Origin of the sequence: Halomonas sp. 7T (assembly GCF_025643255.1) — a bacterium.
GTDB lineage: Bacteria > Pseudomonadota > Gammaproteobacteria > Pseudomonadales > Halomonadaceae > Vreelandella.
In genome coordinates this window covers 614,613-632,641 of the sequence record NZ_CP087112.1, presented here as the reverse complement: position 1 = coordinate 632,641, position 18,029 = coordinate 614,613, and the positions used below count along the sequence as shown (strand labels likewise).

At 52.3% G+C, this 18,029-nt stretch carries 17 protein-coding genes and 3 tRNA genes; 6 read left to right on the top strand and 14 right to left on the bottom strand.

All coding sequences use genetic code 11. The features are described from left to right. Positions 1–5: 5 nt before the first annotated feature. On the bottom strand, positions 6–1,076 hold the full coding sequence (gene hemH, locus LOS15_RS02940) for a ferrochelatase (RefSeq protein ID WP_263067999.1): 1,071 nt from the start codon (positions 1,074–1,076) through the stop codon (positions 6–8). 111 nt (positions 1,077–1,187) lie between these two features. Here hemH and LOS15_RS02935 point away from each other — a divergent pair, with 111 nt between their 5' ends. Beyond that, positions 1,188–2,771 (top strand): cryptochrome/photolyase family protein, encoded by a 1,584-nt coding sequence (locus LOS15_RS02935; RefSeq protein WP_263067998.1) that lies wholly within the window; start codon positions 1,188–1,190, stop codon positions 2,769–2,771. Next, on the top strand, positions 2,768–3,178 hold the full coding sequence (locus tag LOS15_RS02930; protein ID WP_263067997.1) for a thiol-disulfide oxidoreductase DCC family protein: 411 nt from the start codon (positions 2,768–2,770) through the stop codon (positions 3,176–3,178). Before LOS15_RS02935 ends, LOS15_RS02930 begins: the two co-directional genes overlap by 4 nt. 38 nt (positions 3,179–3,216) lie before the next feature. Here LOS15_RS02930 and LOS15_RS02925 read toward each other — a convergent pair whose 3' ends face one another. From LOS15_RS02925 to rnr, 9 genes are all read right to left on the bottom strand, one after another. After that, positions 3,217–3,519, bottom strand: a complete 303-nt coding sequence (locus tag LOS15_RS02925; RefSeq protein WP_263067995.1) for a DUF6482 family protein — start codon at positions 3,517–3,519, stop codon at positions 3,217–3,219. 139 nt (positions 3,520–3,658) lie between these two features. After that, a complete protein-coding gene (locus tag LOS15_RS02920; RefSeq protein WP_263067993.1) occupies positions 3,659–3,952 on the bottom strand; it encodes a hypothetical protein in 294 nt (97 codons plus the stop codon). 98 nt (positions 3,953–4,050) lie between these two features. After that, positions 4,051–6,687 (bottom strand): replicative DNA helicase, encoded by a 2,637-nt coding sequence (locus LOS15_RS02915; protein ID WP_263067992.1) that lies wholly within the window; start codon positions 6,685–6,687, stop codon positions 4,051–4,053. Positions 6,688–6,934: 247 nt separating this feature from the next. Continuing rightward, entirely contained in the window at positions 6,935–7,381 is a 447-nt protein-coding gene (gene rplI, locus LOS15_RS02910; RefSeq protein ID WP_263067991.1) for a 50S ribosomal protein L9, read from the bottom strand. Between the two features lie 15 nt (positions 7,382–7,396). Then, positions 7,397–8,248, bottom strand: a complete 852-nt coding sequence (locus tag LOS15_RS02905) for a hypothetical protein (protein WP_263069607.1) — start codon at positions 8,246–8,248, stop codon at positions 7,397–7,399. A gap of 12 nt (positions 8,249–8,260) precedes the next feature. After that, complete coding sequence (gene rpsR, locus LOS15_RS02900) at positions 8,261–8,488, bottom strand: 30S ribosomal protein S18 (protein ID WP_009097135.1); 228 nt, start codon at positions 8,486–8,488, stop codon at positions 8,261–8,263. 33 nt (positions 8,489–8,521) lie between these two features. Next, positions 8,522–8,899, bottom strand: coding sequence for a 30S ribosomal protein S6 (gene rpsF / locus LOS15_RS02895; protein WP_263067987.1), 378 nt, complete (start codon positions 8,897–8,899; stop codon positions 8,522–8,524). Positions 8,900–9,110: 211 nt separating this feature from the next. Then, positions 9,111–9,908 (bottom strand): 23S rRNA (guanosine(2251)-2'-O)-methyltransferase RlmB, encoded by a 798-nt coding sequence (rlmB, locus tag LOS15_RS02890; RefSeq protein ID WP_263067986.1) that lies wholly within the window; start codon positions 9,906–9,908, stop codon positions 9,111–9,113. A 2-nt stretch (positions 9,909–9,910) separates the two neighbouring features. Further along, positions 9,911–12,295 (bottom strand): ribonuclease R, encoded by a 2,385-nt coding sequence (gene rnr / locus LOS15_RS02885; protein ID WP_263067984.1) that lies wholly within the window; start codon positions 12,293–12,295, stop codon positions 9,911–9,913. A gap of 282 nt (positions 12,296–12,577) precedes the next feature. Here rnr and LOS15_RS02880 point away from each other — a divergent pair. The 3 genes from LOS15_RS02880 to LOS15_RS02870 all read left to right on the top strand — a co-directional run bounded on the left by LOS15_RS02880 (position 12,578) and on the right by LOS15_RS02870 (position 12,959). Beyond that, positions 12,578–12,664: transfer RNA gene (locus LOS15_RS02880), tRNA-Leu, on the top strand. Between the two features lie 76 nt (positions 12,665–12,740). Next, positions 12,741–12,827: transfer RNA gene (locus LOS15_RS02875), tRNA-Leu, on the top strand. 45 nt (positions 12,828–12,872) lie between these two features. Continuing rightward, positions 12,873–12,959: transfer RNA gene (locus tag LOS15_RS02870), tRNA-Leu, on the top strand. Between the two features lie 306 nt (positions 12,960–13,265). Here LOS15_RS02870 and LOS15_RS02865 read toward each other — a convergent pair. Both LOS15_RS02865 and LOS15_RS02860 read right to left on the bottom strand, forming a co-directional pair. Next, entirely contained in the window at positions 13,266–14,114 is an 849-nt protein-coding gene (locus tag LOS15_RS02865) for a DNA/RNA non-specific endonuclease (RefSeq protein WP_263067983.1), read from the bottom strand. A gap of 94 nt (positions 14,115–14,208) precedes the next feature. Beyond that, positions 14,209–14,484 (bottom strand): Lrp/AsnC family transcriptional regulator, encoded by a 276-nt coding sequence (locus LOS15_RS02860; protein ID WP_114486176.1) that lies wholly within the window; start codon positions 14,482–14,484, stop codon positions 14,209–14,211. Between the two features lie 264 nt (positions 14,485–14,748). On the opposite strand from LOS15_RS02860, the gene LOS15_RS02855 reads away from it, so the two are divergent. Continuing rightward, the gene (locus LOS15_RS02855; protein ID WP_263067981.1) at positions 14,749–15,063 is read left to right on the top strand and encodes a high-potential iron-sulfur protein; all 315 of its coding nucleotides are present in this window, start codon (positions 14,749–14,751) and stop codon (positions 15,061–15,063) included. Between the two features lie 86 nt (positions 15,064–15,149). On the opposite strand, the gene LOS15_RS02850 is transcribed toward LOS15_RS02855, so the two are convergent. Beyond that, a complete protein-coding gene (locus LOS15_RS02850; protein WP_263067980.1) occupies positions 15,150–16,712 on the bottom strand; it encodes a SpoVR family protein in 1,563 nt (520 codons plus the stop codon). A gap of 20 nt (positions 16,713–16,732) precedes the next feature. Further along, positions 16,733–18,022, bottom strand: a complete 1,290-nt coding sequence (locus LOS15_RS02845) for a YeaH/YhbH family protein (RefSeq protein WP_263067979.1) — start codon at positions 18,020–18,022, stop codon at positions 16,733–16,735. Between the last annotated feature and the right edge of the window lie 7 nt (positions 18,023–18,029).

Sequence of the window (18,029 nt, the reverse complement as noted above, 5' to 3'; positions counted from 1 at the left end):
GCTTGTCATAGCCAACCCGATAGCTCGTTATTGACGACCGCTAGCAGCGCATCGATATGGTCATCCCTGTCGTTCAAGCAGGGAATGTAGCTAAAGGTTTCACCGCCGGCTTCCATGAAGCTGTCGTGAATCTCCTCTTTGATTTCTTCTAGTGTTTCTACACAGTCAGAGGAAAAAGCGGGCGACATAATTGCAATGTGCTTGTGCCCCTGCTTAGCTAACTCAGCCACGTGATCGACCGTCTGTGGCCCAACCCACTTTTCAGGGCCAAACTGTGACTGAAACGCGGTATCCACTTCCTCTTTCGTAAAGCCAAGCTTTTCACGCATTAGGCGTGTGGTTTTTTGGCACTGGCAGTGGTAGGGATCGCCTTCCATCAGGTAGCGTTCAGGCACCCCGTGGTAGCTCGCCACCAGCTTGGTGGGACGGCTCTCAAGATTGTCATAAGCCTCTTGCACAGAGTTCGCTAGCGCTTGAATGTAGGCTGGGTGCTCAAAATAAGCAGGCACCGTACGGATATACGGCTGCCACTTCATTTTCATCAGGGTACGGAAGGCTTGGTCATTCGCCGTTGCCGTGGTGGGCGAACCGTACTGAGGGTAAAGCGGGAAAAAGACGATGCGCTCACAGCCTTTTTCCTTCATCTTATTGAGCACACTCTCAGTGGAAGGGTTGCCATAGCGCATGCAAAAGTCGACTTCCACATCGTCGCCGTAAAGCGCCTTAAGGCGCTCGGTCATTTTTTCCGTTTGCGCACGAGTCGTCGTCAGCAGTGGGCTCTCATTTTTATCCGTGTTCCAAATACTTTTATAAGCATGGCCGGAAGAAAAGGGGCGTTTCGTCAAAATAATCAGTTGAAGCAGCGGCTGCCATTTCCAACCGGCATAATCCACTACCCGCTTATCAGATAAGAACTCATTCAAGTAGCGACGCATTGACCAGTAGTCGGTGGCATCTGGCGTGCCAAGATTTGCCAACACCACGCCCACCTTAGCTCGGGGAACCGCAGGGTGGTCGCTTGGCGCATGGGCTAAGCGGCCCTCTCCTGGCTGATCCTTCACAACACTGTCGGTCATACATCTACTCCTAAGAGACTACTTTTAATGGCTAAAATAGTAACACTTTCCAGCAAAGCTGCGACATAAAGTTATACTATTAACATTATTTGTATAACTGTAGGCAAACCTATGTCCAAGCCGTTACTCCTGGTACTGGGCGATCAGCTCTCGCTGTCGCTCACTACGCTGAAAGAGGCGCCCTCTAACGCCGTCATCGCCATCTGCGAAGTCACCGATGAAGCGCGCTATGTCCCCCATCATATACACAAAATTGGCCTCTTTATGGCCTCCATGCGTCACTTTGCCCACACTCTGAGCGAGAAAGGCTTTAACGTTCATTACAGCCGAATTGATGATGCCGACAATACTCAGTCGCTTGTCAGCGAAGCCGAACGAATTGCCCAGTATCATGGCTGCGATGAAATAAGGGTCGCCCGCCCCGGCGAGTGGCGACTCTGGAACGATATGCAGCAGCGAGAGAGCGCTGCCTTACCATGGAAGCTGCTGGAAGATGATCGCTACTTCACTACGCCAGAGGAGTTTGCTCGCTGGGCAGAAGGCCGCAAGCAGCTGCGCTTGGAGTACTTTTACCGTGAGCAGCGCAAACGCACTGGCCTGTTGATGGAAGGTGATGCGCCAACAGGCGGCAAGTGGAATTTTGACCACGATAATCGTGAACCGATGAGCGCAACGCTTAGCTTTCCAGCGCTACCTCAACACCGCCAGGATGAGATAACCCAGCAAGCGCTCGACGATGCCAAACGCTATTTTAATGACCATATAGGAACGCTGGAAACGTTTAACTTACCTGTGACCCGCCGCCAAGCGCTGGTCGATTTACACCACTTTATCGACCATGGGCTAGCGGATTTTGGCCGTTACCAGGATGCCATTAGCGATGCCGAACCCTTTTTGTATCACTCTCGGCTATCAGCGGCACTTAATATTGGGTTACTTACACCTCACGAAGTATGTGAAGCAGCCGAACAGCAATACTATAAAGGCAAAGCGCCCATTAATGCGGTAGAAGGGTTTATCCGCCAAATACTGGGTTGGCGAGAGTATGTCCGTGGGCTTTACTGGACAAAAATGCCCGCTTACAAGCAGCAAAACGGTTTAGGCGCAAAACGTGATCTTCCTGCTTTTTATTGGGATGCCAATACCGATATGCGCTGCCTACAACGCGCCATTCAAATGACCATCGACAACAGCTATGCCCACCATATTCAGCGTTTAATGGTAACCGGTAATTTTGCGCTGCTGTGTGGCGTAAAGCCGGAAGCGCTCTGCGACTGGTACTTGGCTGTTTATGCCGATGCGTGCGAATGGGTAGAGCTACCCAATACACTAGGCATGGTGCTTCACGCGGACGGCGGGCTAATGGGGTCTAAGCCCTACTGCGCATCAGGTAAATATATCGACAAAATGTCCGACCATTGCCAACACTGCCGCTACTCCCCCAAAGAGGTGACCGGCCCGAGGGCCTGCCCGTTTAACAGTTTGTACTGGCACTTTTTGGAAACCAATGCTGAGCAGCTGAACCGTAATCCGCGTATGAAGCTTATTTATGGGTCGCTTTCACGGATGAAAGAGGAAAAGCGAGCGGCAATTCGCCAGCAAGCGGAGCAGTTTCTCACTCAGTTACCCACCCAAACAGGCTATGGCCAAGCTGCCCACACCCAAGGTTACGCAACACAGGAGAATCGCTCATGAACCGCTTCGCTACACTAGAGGCACGCGCTCCAGTTACGCTCTATCATGATGGCCACTGCCCTTTTTGTCGGGTTGAAGTCGCTTGGCTTGCTAAACATCGCCATCAAGAGCGCGTAAAGCTTGTTGATATTCAAAGCAGTGAGTTTAATGCTGAAGAGACAGGACGCAGCTTTGAGGCCATGATGGGGCAACTGCATTTACAGGATAGTCAGGGACGATGGTTTATCGGTATGGATGCCAGCCGGGCCCTTTATGCTGTTTTAGGTTACCGGCGGCTGGTAAGGCTCTCTTGCTTACCGGGCCTGCAAAGCATCATGGATGCAGGCTATCGTTTTTTTGCCCGGCGCCGTATCCGGCTGGGGCAGTGGTGGGAAAAGCGTCAGGCGAAATTATCTTCTCGTGATTAAGTTTTAGTGATGACGTTTTTGAAATCACGCTTTTAAAATCAAAACACCAGCGGCATACGCGAGGTTAGCGGCGCACTGTAATGAGCGTCGCGCCCAATGACTTCATCCTGGGGCACATGCTGCACCAGGTAAGCACGATGAATACCGGTTCGCTTTAGCTCCAAATAGACATCGTCTAGTGCGCGAAACAGCATGGGTTTTCCCCGCTGTGTCAGCATGTGGCGCTCGCCTTCAACATCTTCAAGCTCTACTTGATAGAAGCGGCTGCCAGAGTGGGTGATAACACGGATTTCAAAGTTATCGTGGTTGGCGACGAACTGCTTAAGTTCTTTCAGTTCCATGGTTCCCTCCTGTTATTTGTCATTGTCATGGGCACAGCATCCCGCAAACCCATGACAGTAATATTACCTTGGCACTAACTGCCTAAGACGACAACATAACAAAAGAGTTCCTGACCAAAACGTCAACTTATGCGTGCAATTATTGATATTCAGAGGGGTCGATCGCCTTACCCAGCGAGTTACGGTCAATCCAGTTACCGCCTTTGGTTTCCTTATACCGGAAGACGACCTTGTCCCCTACCGCCACTGGCAACTCACTATCTTCCGTCTGATAACTGTATTTCTCGCCTTCGACCACCAGGAAGTAGCGGTAAAGATCCGGCATCCCCAGCCACTCTTTAAATGGCCCTTCGCGCTCTAGCGACTGCAGCTCCCCACGGCCTTCAAGCTTAGGAAGACGCTTTCGGTTACCACGTCTAAAACCACCTGCCATTTTCTACTCCTGTCTATCTGCTTCGAAAGGGGTGGGCATTATACGACCTACCCTGCTGCAAACAAGTGAATTACCCAGGCACATAAAAACAACGCACCTTAATCACCAAATGCTTCGCCATAACTATCGGGCGCTAAATCTTCAAACCGGGTGTATTTACCAATAAACGCCATATGCACCGTCCCAATCGGCCCGTTACGCTGCTTACCAATAATCAACTCGGCGATACCCTGGTTATCGGGGTTATCCGGGTTATACACTTCATCCCGGTAAACGAAGGCGATCACGTCCGCATCCTGCTCAATCGCTCCCGAGTTATGGCTAACAACGCCATCCGCTAACCAACAGGCATCTCCTGGAACGGTTAAATCAAAGACTTCTTCTTCACCGCAAGGGCGTATATCGACGACCTGATCCCAAAAGAGATCGCTGGAGGCTATCTGTGATAAAGCCTCATCGCCTAGTGCATCCGCGTAGCTGTTCAGGGTGGCGCGCGAAGGTGCAAAGCTAAAGTGGGACGAGCCGCCATAAGCAGTACCACGCATTGCAGCCATTTGCCGCTGGCTTATCCCTTTGGCCACCATTACCTGCTTAACATAATCGAACACCTCTTGAGGCAAGGTATCGATATTCGTATTAGCCTCGACGACCGCCACTTTAAGCGACTCTAGCGCTGCCTCCTGATGCCCAAACGCACCAATTCGCTGTGCAAAGCGCTGCTGTTGATCACTTCCAGATACATCTGCGGTATACCATCCTCCCCCTTCTCCCGATATTACATGACGAATTCGGGTCACAATTCCGAAACGCAGCAGCAGTGCGCTGACATCATCGATAAGACGTCGGCTAACCGTAGAGAAGTAGAGCCGTGTACGACCATTTTTATCTGTTGTAATACTACCGTCAGTGGCCCACAGGTGACGTATAAACAGAGCAAGTTGCTGATTGGAAAGCTTAAAGATATCACTCGGAATATATTTTTCAGCAGAACGTTGCCCAAAAATACCTAGTGACTTCAACCAGCGTCCCACCGCTTGCGCATGCCAGCGATTACCATTGCCAGCGATAACGAGTTGATGCCAGTTCCCGCGTCCCGCATGACGAGTCGCTTTCGAACCAAACTGCTCGGCAGAGCGCTTCACGACATCGCTATTCGCTTCGCTAGCGGTGGTATAGCGTAGTGGCTGGCCTTTGACATAGCTGCCGTCACCTAACAAATGGGCCAACAGGATAAGTGCATGCTCCTCCCACACTATCGGGCACTCAGGCTCGGATAACTGCCTGGCTAATGCAATACGATCACCTATCTTAAGGTCGGCGACCATTTTCCAATCCCACAGCGCTTTTAAGCGGTGCTTACCTGTCGCGCGTATGCGCCGCCCACTGGCAAGAGAAACCTCAAAGACCGGCTTAGTACCCACTGACCACACTAAATCCGTCGCAGAGCAGTGCAGCTTTCCATCCTCTCCTAGCGACACAACGTTCGGGGTTTGCCCTACCAGCTCCCGAATAGGCAGCCGTTCCCCATTGGCTAGCATCACTAATGTGTCTCCCGTGACACACTCCCTCAAATCCGACATCACCGGCCGCTTATTGGGACGCTGCTCTAACGAGCGGTTAAGCTGCGAAAGCGCCACAACCGGGCACTGAAACTCTTTTGCCAAGCCTTTCAGCGAACGGGAAATTTCAGAAATCTCACCAGTGCGGTTTTCAGAGAAACCTGGGATCTGCATCAACTGCAGATAGTCGATCATGATCAGCGCCATATTGCCGTGCTCACGCACCACGCGGCGCAGGCGTGAGCGCATCTCATTCGGTGAGAGCGCGGCGGTATCGTCAATAAACAGCTGCTTATCTTTAAGCAAATTCACAGCGGAGGTTAGGCGCGGCCAATCTTCATCTTCCAGCTGCCCTGAGCGAACACGCGTTTGGTCGATCCGGCCTAGCGATGACAGCATGCGCAGCATCAGTGATTCAGCGGGCATCTCCATGGAGAACACCATGACCGGCTTATCGCTGGAAATGACCGCATGCTCTACAAGATTCATGGCAAACGTCGTTTTGCCCATGGAGGGCCGGCCAGCAATAATCACCAGGTCTGAAGGCTGCAAGCCAGAGGTCATCTCATCGAGATCGCGGAACCCACTGGACAGCCCGGTCATTTCGCCTTTGAGATTAAACAGCTCATCAATACGGTCGACGGCTTTTGTGAGCAGCTCGCTCATGCCGATAGGGCCACCGGTCTTTGGGCGCTCTTCAGCAATTTGGAATACTAGCCGCTCAGCCTCGTTTAGCAGCTCATCCGCTGGCCGCCCCTGGGGGGAAAAAGCCCCATCGGCTATTTGATTCGCCGCACGGATGAGCTTACGTAGCGTTGCTCGCTCGCGAACAATGTCCGCATACGCACGAATATTGCTGGCTGAGGGGGTATTGCGAGCAAGCTCGGCGAGGAACGCTAGCCCACCCACCGTGTCGAGCTGATCTCTGGCTTCCAACGCTTCAGAAAGCGTTATTACATCTAAAGGTTGGCCCGATTCCGCCAAATGAATCATGACGTTAAAAACAAGGCGGTGCTCATAGCGATAAAAGTCGTCGGCTACCAAGCGCTCTGAGACGTTATCCCAAGCTTGATTATCCAACATTAGCCCGCCTAACACCGACTGCTCCGCCTCTAACGAATGCGGCGGCAGCTTAAGCGCTGCCGTTTCCTGATCAGCAGAAGGCTGGTCTTGCATAGCAAGCTCCTTGACAAAAAACATAGCCAACAACGACGCTTATGTTAACGCAACCCCGCCCACACCATAAGCGAGACATTAACGCTAAGCGACATTCAAAAAGCGCATTTAATCGACGCGCGCTTTTGACCAGCGCCTAAACACAAGCTGGAAGAACGATCAGCTATAAAAAATAACTATTAGCTATAAAAAACAAAGGGCGCGGGAATTCCCGCGCCCTTTGAGGCGTCAGCATTGGCGAGAGTGTTTACTCTGCGACAACAACCACGCGTACAACAGCGTCAACATCTGCATGCAGGTGAAGAGCGATGTCGTATTCACCCGTTTGGCGAATCGGGCCTTGCGGCATACGCACTTCGCTCTTGGCAACGTCGATGCCAGCAGAAGAAATAGCGTCCGCCAGATCACGAGGACCAATAGAACCGAACAGCTTGCCTTCGTCACCCGCTTTAGAAACCAACGACAGTTCGATGTCGTTAAGCTGCTCAGCGCGTGCTTCAGCTTCTGCTTTACGCTCAGCGGCTTGGGCTTCAAGCTCGGCACGCTGTGCGTTAAACGCTTCTACGTTCTCTTTGGTTGCCGGTACGGCTAAGCCGTAAGGAACCAAATAGTTGCGGCCATAGCCTGGCTTTACAGTGACCTTGTCACCTAGGCCGCCCAACTTACCAATATTATCGAGCAGAATGACTTCCATCTCGTAAACCTCTTGTCAATTGCTGCGGGCAAGGCGTGCGCGAACGTTCGCGAATGTATCAATCAGCCCCAACAGCAGCACAATGAGAATCGTGGGCCAGGTCGTGATCAGTAGCACGTAAAATGCTACCAGCCACAGCCCGTTCATCCCCTTTAATCCAATAAACCCGTGCACTAACGCAACACCAGCAACCAATAGCGGAATCCAGCCCAACATTGCTAACGCATGCGCACCTAGCATCATTCCCACCACGCCAAGCACGACTAAAATAGCTAGCTCTTTAGGGGTTAGGCGTAACGCATGAAACTCTTCGCGAAAGCCACCTGGATTATAAAGCCCAGCTTGCCAACTTCGCGCAAGCGCTAAACACGCAATACCTGCTAGAAGCACTACCAGGCCGGTCACCCCACCCACCACTATCGTGGCCAGCGTTTGAGTATCGTACCCTTGGTTTGCAAACTCTGTGAGCATACGATCGACTTCATCCGAACCCTCTCGTAACTGCTCCAGCATTAGCTGGGTGCCACCTGGTGGACTAAAGATGCCAAGCTGAACCATAACCGCAGCGGCTATGGCCCCCACAATTAAAGCTTCGCTCCAGCGCATCCTTTCGCGCAAGATAACAGCCATCAGCGTAACCAATAATAGGCTGGCTAACGGAATAACATCACCTTGTGCCCACCAAAAGCCTGCCGGTAAAGCGGCTGCAATAATAACGGGTAGCGCAGGCGCGAAGCCTTTGCGTAGCGTCATTAGCGCTGCAATGGCTGCTCCTAACCAGAACAGCCAAGGTACTAGCGTTGCTAGCGCTGCCCCGCCTGCTGCGTAGGGCGTGCCACGCATCAGCCATCGTGCTAGTGCCAGCATCACGTTAAACGCTTACTGATGGCTATCGGAGTAGGGCAGCAGTGCCAGATAACGCGAACGCTTAATAGCAGTCGCCAACTGACGCTGATAGCGTGCTTTGGTACCCGTAATACGGCTCGGAACGATCTTGCCGGTTTCGGTGATGTAAGCCTTCAGCGTGTCGAGATCTTTGTAGTCGATCTGCTTGACGCCTTCAGCGGTGAAGCGGCAAAACTTACGGCGACGGAAAAAACGTGCCATGGACTAGCTCCTTAAAACGTGCGGTGGATTGAATCAGGCAGTTTCTTCAGCTTCTTCGCGCGGCTTTTCTTCGCGACGCGGACGCTTTTCTTCTGCCGGTTTCATCATCGGGGAAGCTTCAGTGACGGCTTCTTTGCAGCGAACAACTAGGCTGCGGATGATGGCATCGTTGAAACGGAAGATGTTCTCGATCTCGTCGAGCGTCTCACCGGTGCATTCAACGTTCATCAGCACGTAGTGGGCTTTGTGGATCTTGTTGATTGGGTAAGCCAAGTGACGACGGCCCCAATCTTCTAAGCGATGCACAGTACCAGCGTTTTCGGTAACGATGCTGGTGTAGCGCTCGACCATAGCCGGCACTTGCTCGCTCTGATCCGGATGGACCATAAACACGATTTCATAATGACGCATGGAATCTCCTTGCGGTTTGACAGCTTCCGGTGTGCTCACGCAAACGCGCAGACGACAGGGAAGCAAGGAGTTAACTGAAATGCCCGTGGCTTACCGCAAACAGCAATGGGCGCCAGGACATCAAGCAGAACTGTGTTTTGTACTGGTTATTAGCCAATACCTTGCGCCCGCTTATAGATAAACGGGCGCAAGCATTTTAGTGGGCGGGTAGTTAACTTGCAAGCTGTCGTTGCCGAACGGCTTCAAACAAACAAATTCCAGTGGCGACGGAGACGTTCAAACTGGAGACTTGCCCTGCCATAGGCAGCTTGGCTAAATTATCGCAGGCTTCCCGCGTCAAGCGGCGCATTCCCTTCCCTTCAGCCCCCATGACAAGCGCTGTTGGCCCGGTCATATCAATCTCAAAGACGCTAGCGTCAGCCTCTCCAGCTGTCCCGGTAATCCATACGCCGGCATCTTTAAGTTTTGCTAACGTGCGCGCCAAATTGGTCACCTGGTACACCGGCACAACCTCTGCCGCCCCACAGGCGACTTTTCTTACCGTTGCGTTGAGCGGCGCTGCCTTATCTTTGGCCACAATAACACCATGTGCCCCTGCCGCATCAGCGCTACGCAGGCAGGCACCGAAGTTATGCACATCGGTAACGCCATCCAGCACTAGTAACAGCGGCGGTGCAGCTGCCTGCCATGCACGCAGCTTTAGCCACAGCGACTCTTCTCCTTCGGGAACCAGCGGAGGACAAAACGCCACAACGCCCTGGTGAGCCGCCCCTTGAGTGAGCTGATCAAGCACATCTCGAGGCTGCTCTTTAACGCGTGCTCCACCGGCTTGCGCGCTAGCAACAACCTCTTTCAAGCGGCTGCCTGCCCCTTGCTGAAGCCACAACTCACGCGGGGTTTCGCCCCTCTCAAGAAGGCTTTCCAAGGCATGAATGCCATACACTTGGTCTAAGCCATCCGGCGTGCGAATGGCAGTGCGTGGATTACGTCGAGACGACGACGATTTCATGCTTAACCCTTACTTTGTGAAGGTTTACGCGAATTGTTGCGTGTGCGGCGAGGGCCACGACGGGTGGGCTGTTTATCCGTCGCTGCTGCCGCTTTTGGGCCACCGCTTTCACCACGACGCTTACGCGGCTGGCGGCGGGGGCGGGGCTTCTCATCAGCCAAACCAAAGTCGATTTTACGGTCATCCATATCGACGCGAGCCACCTGAACGGTCAAGCCGTCACCCAGACGATAGGTAGTGCCCGTTCGTTCGCCTTTGAGGCGATGCTTTTCTGCCTCGTAGTGGTAGTAGTCAGAGGGCAGCGACGTCACGTGGACTAACCCTTCCACGTAGAAATCATCCAGGCGAACGAATAGACCAAACTGGGTTACTGAGGCAATGGTGCCGTCAAAGGTTTCACCCAGCTTGTCGGACATAAACTCACACTTGAGCCAGCTCTCAACATCGCGGGTTGCTTCATCTGCCCGGCGCTCGGTCATCGAGCAGTGCTCACCCAGTTCCAGCATTTGCTCGAAGGTGTAGGGGCACCACTTACTCGGCGGCTCCACCGGCGCGCCTTCTACCCGCACTACGGTATTGGTCTGGCGGGGACCACGAATCACTGAGCGAATAGCCCGGTGTACCAGCAGATCCGGATAACGACGAATCGGCGAGGTAAAGTGGGCGTACGCCTGATACGCCAAACCGAAGTGGCCTTCGTTTTGTGGTGAATAAACGGCCTGATTCATCGAGCGCAGCATCACCGTTTGGATGATGTCTGCATCGGGGCGGTCAATAATCACTTCCCGCAGCGCTTGGTAATCTTGGGGCGTAGGCATATCCCCTCCCCCCACTGAAAGCCCCAGCTCGCTTAAGAAAAGGCGCAGCTTGTCGAGGCGCTCAGGGGTGGGGCGCTCATGAATACGGTAAAGCGCAGGCAAGTCGTGCTTATCCAAGAACCGAGCGGTAGCCACGTTAGCGGCCAGCATGCACTCTTCGATGAGCTTATGGGCATCGTTGCGGGTACGCGGCACAATTTTTTCGATCTTGCGCTCATCGTTAAAGATAATCGCCGTTTCAGTGGTATCGAAATCAATCGCTCCACGCTCTTCCCGGGCGGCGCGCAGCAGGCCGTACAGCTCATGCAAATTCTGCAGGGGCTTCACAAGCGCCTTGTGTTCATTGCGCAGCGTCTCCCCCTCTTCGCTGTCATTATCAAGCATTGCCGCTACCTTGTTATAGGTAAGGCGAGCGTGAGACTTCATGACCGCTTCATAGAAGGAGTAGCGGCTAATCGCACCAGTCTTGGAGATGTTCATCTCACAAACCATCACCAAGCGATCTACATGAGGGTTGAGCGAACACAGCCCATTAGAGAGCAACTCAGGCAGCATCGGCACTACCTGGCCGGGGAAATAGACCGAGTTGCCTCGCGTGCGGGCCTCATCATCAAGCGCAGTGCCGGGGCGCACATAGTGAGAAACATCCGCAATCGCGACTAAGAGCTTCCAACTGCCCGATTTGGTTTTCCAAGCGCAGACCGCGTCGTCAAAATCTTTGGCAGACTCATCGTCAATGGTGACCAGCGGTATATCGCGTAAGTCTACCCGGTGTTGCTTATCCTCTTCTAACACTTCAGCGGAAATGCCGCTCGTTTGGTCTAGCACTTCAGGCGGAAACTCAGCGGGAATATCGTAGCTGCGAATCGCAATATCAATTTCCATGCCGGGGTCCATACGCTCACCCAGCACTTCAATCACCTCACCCACCGGTTGAACGCGGGTTTCCGGCTGCTTGACAATTTTGGCAGAAATCACTTGGCCATCTTTAGCGCCCGCGCTGGCCGTATGGGGAATAATCACTTCTTGCGTGATGCGAGGATTCTCAGGAATTAGCACACCAAATTCCGGCGAATTGCTGCGATATACCCCCACAATCGTTTGAGTATTGCGTGCAATGACATCGGCAATCGTCGCTTCATCCCGCCCGCGGCGATCACGTCCGCTCACACGAACCAACACGTGGTCACCGTGGAATACCCGGCGCATCTGCCGTGGAGGCAGTACAAGATCAGGCTTTTTACCATCATCGCGCAGGATAAAGCCAAAGCCATCACGATGACCCAGCACCTTGCCCTTAATTAAATCAAGCTTATCGATGAGCGCATAGGCACCGCGACGATCGCGCAATACTTGGCCATCGCGTTCCATAGCCGCCATGCGCCGACGCACAGCTTCTAAATGGTCTTCGTCTTCAATACCGAGCATCCGACTCATGTTTTCATGGGTAATCGGCTTGCCGTAGCTTTCCAAAGCAGCTAACAGGTATTCGCGGCTAGGCGCAGGGTTATCGTACTTTTGCGCCTCGCGCTCAGCGTGCGGATCATCACTCAACGTCCAATACTTCATGCGATCAACATCCTTAGTGGCGGCTGCGGGAGGCGGATAATAAGCGCAGCAAAAAAATGCTGCGGGCGGGGACATTTAGCTAGCTTTTTACTAGCTCGTTCAGCGGCTGGTTTAATGTCCAGAAAGCTGAATAAATTCATGTTTTGTTTGGTCATGCATGCAGTATAGCGCTGCATGTTCAATCACCCAACCACCTGGCATCGTAAATGTGGGTTTTGAGGCATAAAAAACGTCTGGCGGGGCTTGCATTTAACGGCGACCCCGGTATCATACGCGCCACTTGCCCAGATGGCGGAATTGGTAGACGCGCTAGCTTCAGGTGCTAGTGTCCGTATGGACGTGGAGGTTCAAGTCCTCTTCTGGGCACCAAATCATATTATGTTATCCCCTTTTCATAATATGGTTAGGTGCAAACGCAAGTGGCATAGGCATTAAGCTTATATTCGCCCAGGTGGCGGAATTGGTAGACGCGCTAGCTTCAGGTGCTAGTGTCCGTATGGACGTGGAGGTTCAAGTCCTCTCCTGGGCACCATACGAATATAAGCAGCCCATGCTTGGTATATGTTGTGAATGATATGCCCAGGTGGCGGAATTGGTAGACGCGCTAGCTTCAGGTGCTAGTGTCCGTATGGACGTGGAGGTTCAAGTCCTCTCCTGGGCACCATATCAAGTAATACCCTTCAGATTAGTAGTAATTTACACACTATTACTCACCAAAATTTCTTACTCAGCTAAGTCTCTTCAGACTGCGTGAGCGCTCTGTTGAGAAGCGCTATATTTTTAGCTGTTTACTGTGTGACTGGCGTCTAACGCCTGCATATTTTTATGCCAACGATTCTATGGCGCTTGCCTGCCATAAGCAGAGCTTAACAGATCGCTCACAAAGGCAGGCGTGGCACCTCAAGCATCTTCCTCGCGCCACTGCCCACCCGCACCCGGGATTCGCTAGGCTTTTTCAAACTTTCAAGCGTTACTGAAAACGACCTGGCCGACGAGAAACTTCCTCTAAGGCCCAGCCTTGAGTACGTAGCTCTCCTTCCAGCACGGATTCAAGCTCTACCGTTAAGTCTGGAAAAAAGTTAAGCCCTGTCCGCGCTTCAATATCATCTATTGTGACTAGATAATCCTCAAGCGGCTCATTGCCCCTTACGTTCTGGGGCATAATAAATGCCAGTGCAAGCGGCGCCTCATCGTGGGGCGCAACAATAATTTTATAAAAGGCTTCAGGCACTTCTACGAAACCAACGCGATTAAATACGTTGTCCATGAAGCGCTCGGGAAATACCGGCCCAGTAATAACCTGCAGGCGGTCAAAACGCGGCGCGAAGTGATCCATCACAGACTCTTCAAGGCGCTGCCAAAGCTGACGATTTAAGTTGGGCCGCTGGGGAGTCATATTGCTCATTAAGAACGTATCCACTTGAGCACTGCGACCGTGCACAGCGGCAATGGCATAGTTAGGCGCCAAGTGACCTCTATCGTAGCCGCTGCCAGCGTAGCTGTTGGTATTAACTGGCCACAACGTTCTCCAATCGGTTTGAAAGTTAGGCCTTGAACCAATCCGCGTATCCTCTGGCACCGCAGCCACTTGGTAACTCACCCACAGAGGATTTACCCGCACATCTGACCATCCGACCAAAAACCCCTCATTACGCAATACGCGATGAAACATTTTGGGGTGAAAACCATCCCAAGTAGGCACGCCCATCCATGTGTAAGCATCTTTATGCTGGCGTTCCTGGTACTCCCATAAGCCGGTACCTACCACCACAAACAGCACAGCGATGCCCAGGCGGCGTCCCTGCCGGCGCCAGCGCAAAAATGATGTTCCCAACAGCCCCTCTCCCCTGCATAATTATCTTTTCAGCGTGCCTGCAAGCGCGTATTAGAGTGTTTTAACCATATATAGAGCGCTACCAACCCAGCGAAAACATCGTCTCTAAATCATGGCGTGAATGCACCTGCATCGCATTAAGCGTTTCTGTATCACTGACACCTTCAACTGCGTTAAGACGCTCCGTTACCAGCTCTGCTAAGCTTTCAAAATCGCGGGTTCGAGCAATCGCCACCAAATCGTAGCGGCCACAGGTGGAGTACACTTCACTAATGCCTTCTACATCGGCCAACCGTTCAGCAACGGCTTTCACTTGGCCTTTTTCAGTATTAATTAAAATAACGGCGTTTTGCATAGCACCCTCACAAAGAGTATAAAAATTGCACAGTAACAGGCTGTTGAGTATACCAGCCAACTGGTCAGGGCAAAGCATGATCAAAAAACGTGACTAATTGTCGCGCTTTTATCAGGTTATTCGCACTAATTTTAAGCATGCGCTAGCATGTTTTTGATGCCTCCATATACTACGTATGCGTATTATGTGTTGGAGCGTTAAAGAGGTGGAACCACCACCCGCTAACTATGATCAAACGTCAGTCCGTGACGATAAGGAGACACCATGGCTAATCAAAGCCGTCGTAAGTTCATGCGTAACAGCGTGCTGGGCCTGGCTGCCCTGCCGTTTGGTGCCGGCATCCTGTCGAAAACTGCTTTTGCACAGGAGCTGCCCCGCTTAGACCCTTCTTCGCCAACGGCGCAGGCACTTAACTACGTCGAAGTCGCAAGCGAGGCAAGCGATCACCCAGCTTACGAGGATGGCGAAGTTTGCGATAACTGCATGTTCTACACAGAGAGCAACGAAGGTTGCCAGCTTTTCCCACAAAACAGTGTCGAGCCGAAAGGCTGGTGTCAGTCCTGGACTGCCAAAGCATAACACCCAGCTACTAAGCTGACGCCGTTAACCATTACCCCGCGCTTGCTGCGGGGTAATGGTTTTTATAGGCGAACAAATTTGACACGCTAACTCGCGTTCTTACTTTCCTCCTCTACCGGCCAGCGGAAACGATGGGTAACTCTCCCCTCTTCTATTGAAACCAGCTGTACTGGAAATCCCCAAAGCTGCTGCAAATGGCGTATCACCGGATAAACGCTGCGACCTAAAGGACGGCGACTATCCTGAACGTGATGCAACGTTAACGAACGATCACCCCGTATCGCGGCCTCTACCACCTGAATATTCGGCTCGCGTAGCGAAAGCGCATATTGGCTTGAAAGTGCGTTACGCACCCGCTTGTATCCCCGGTCATTATGAATCGCTGCGACCTCCATCGTTTCTGATTGGTCATCGTCAACAATCAAAAAAAGCTTAAGATCCCGCATGACTTTAGGCGACAAAAACTGCTGAATAAACGATTCATCTTTAAAGTTGCGCATAGCAAATTCAAGGGTGTCTCGCCACTGGCTGCCTGCGATCTCAGGAAACCACTCTTTATCTTCCTCGGTGGGGGCCTCGCAGATACGCTTGATATCCATAAAAATTGCAAAACCCAGCGCATAGGGATTCAGGCCACTGTAATGAGGGCTATCAAAGCCTGGCTGATTGATAACCGCTGCATGGGATTGTAAAAACTCCAGCATCAGCCCCTCATTGACTTTACCTTCGTCATAGAGTCGATTCATTAACGTGTAGTGCCAGAAGCAGGCCCAGCCTTCGTTCATCACCTGCGTTTGACGCTGTGGATAAAAGTATTGCGCCAATTTACGTACAATACGCACAATTTCACGCTGCCAAGGCGCTAATAACGGTGCATTTTTCTCGATAAAATAGAGCAGATTCTCCTGCGGCTCAGGCGGGTAGCAGCCCCCCTCATGCAATCCCAGCGGGTCATCATCGCTTTGCAGACTACCCGGCAGCGGAGCGACACCATTGGGCGGCTCAGGGATAGTGCGCCACAGCATATTGACCTGGGTTTGCAGATACGTTTCGCGCTCTTCTTGCCGCTTGGCCTCTTCTTCAGCAGAAATAGGTGAAGGTCGCTTATAACGATCAACGCCATAATTTTGTAGCGCGTGGCAGGCATCTAACAATTGCTCTACCGCATGAACCCCGTGGCGCTCCTCGCACTGCGCAATGTACTTACGGGCAAACACCAGATAATCCACAATGGAGTCCGCATCGGTCCAGGCACGAAACAGGTAATTACCTTTAAAGAAAGAGTTATGCCCATAGCAGGCATGGGCAATAACCAATACCTGCATCATCAAGGTATTCTCTTCCATTAAATACGCGATACAGGGGTTAGAATTAATCACCAGCTCGTAAGCGAGTCCCATCTGACCACGCTTGTAAGCCTGCTCAACGGCAAGAAACTGCTTACCAAACGACCAGTGATGGTAGCCTACCGGCATGCCAACGCTGGCGTAGGCATCCATCATCTGCTCAGTGGTGATCACCTCTATTTGATTGGGGTAGGTATCCAGACGATACTCATCAGCGAGCCTGGCAAGCTCCTCATCAAAGCGCTCTAACACGCTAAAGTTCCAGTCTGAACCGGTCGCTATTGGCTTGCGGGTTACACTCATAGCGCACTCCTTAACTCGCGTTACCGCTCCTGGCTTAAGCGGCGCTTAAACAGCTCACGGAAGACCGGGTAGATATCCCCCGCATCAACAATCTGTTGCATGGCGAACCTTTCTGAAAACTGCTCAGCCACCGCTTCATACTCGTGCCAAAGTGACTGATGGTCGTGAGGGGTGATTTCGACATAGGCGAAGTACTGCAGCTGTGGCATGAGCTGCTTGACCAGTAAGTCCCGGCAAATATTTGAGTCATCATCCCAGTTGTCTCCATCAGAAGCCTGGGCCACATAGAGGTTCCACTGCCCAACGGGATAGCGTTGCTCGATGATTTTATTAACCAGATTCAGTGCGCTTGAGACGATAGTGCCACCGGTTTCTCGGGAGTAGAAAAACTCCTCCTCATTAACTTCCCTGGCGGCGGTATGGTGACGCACAAACACCAGCTCAACCTTTTCGTAATGTTTCTCTAAAAATAGATAGAGCAACAAAAAAAACCGTTTAGCGATGTCTTTATGGTTCTGGGTCATGGAGCCCGAGACATCCATGACACAGAACATCACCGCCTGACTTGAAGGTTGGGGCTGTGCGGCCAGTTGGTGGTAGCGCAAATCATAGGTATCGATAAACGGCACCTTTTCAATACGCTTTTCCAACCGCTCTACTTCTGCTTTGAGTTCCGTGATCCGCGCCGGGTTGCGCAATACAGGATCCTTACGCTCTTCTGCGGCAAGCGCCTCCTGCGCCTCTTTCAACGCACGCTTGATGGGCGCACGCATAGCAATACGACGTGCGTACGCTTCGCGCATTGATCGAGTAATACTAATTCTCGACGGTACGCCATCACGCGCCAGCCCTGCACGCACCATTTTTATCTCTTCGAGTGACTTCAACGGCTTACGTTGCAAGTGCGGCAACTCCAAACCGTCGAAGACAAATTCTAAAAACTCCTCCCGGCTCAGCGTAAAGGCGAACTCATCATCGCCCTCGCCCTGATTAGACGCACCGCCCTCTCCTGCGCCACCCCCACCGCCCTGACCGCTAGGGCGGCGGATTTTATCGCCCTCTAAGAACTCCTTATTTCCCGGCGATACGATATGGCGCGCACCGCCAGGGCCGTGCTGAAAAACCGGCTCAGAAATATCTTTAGTGGGTATGGATATTTTCTCCCCCCGCTCCATATCGGTAATGGAGCGGCGGTTCACCGCCTCCTCCACCGAACGCTTAATGTGCTTACGGTAACGTTCTAAGAAGCGCTGTCGATTGACCGCGCTTTTATGCTTCGCGTTAGGTCTGCGATCAATAAAGTAGGTCATACGACCT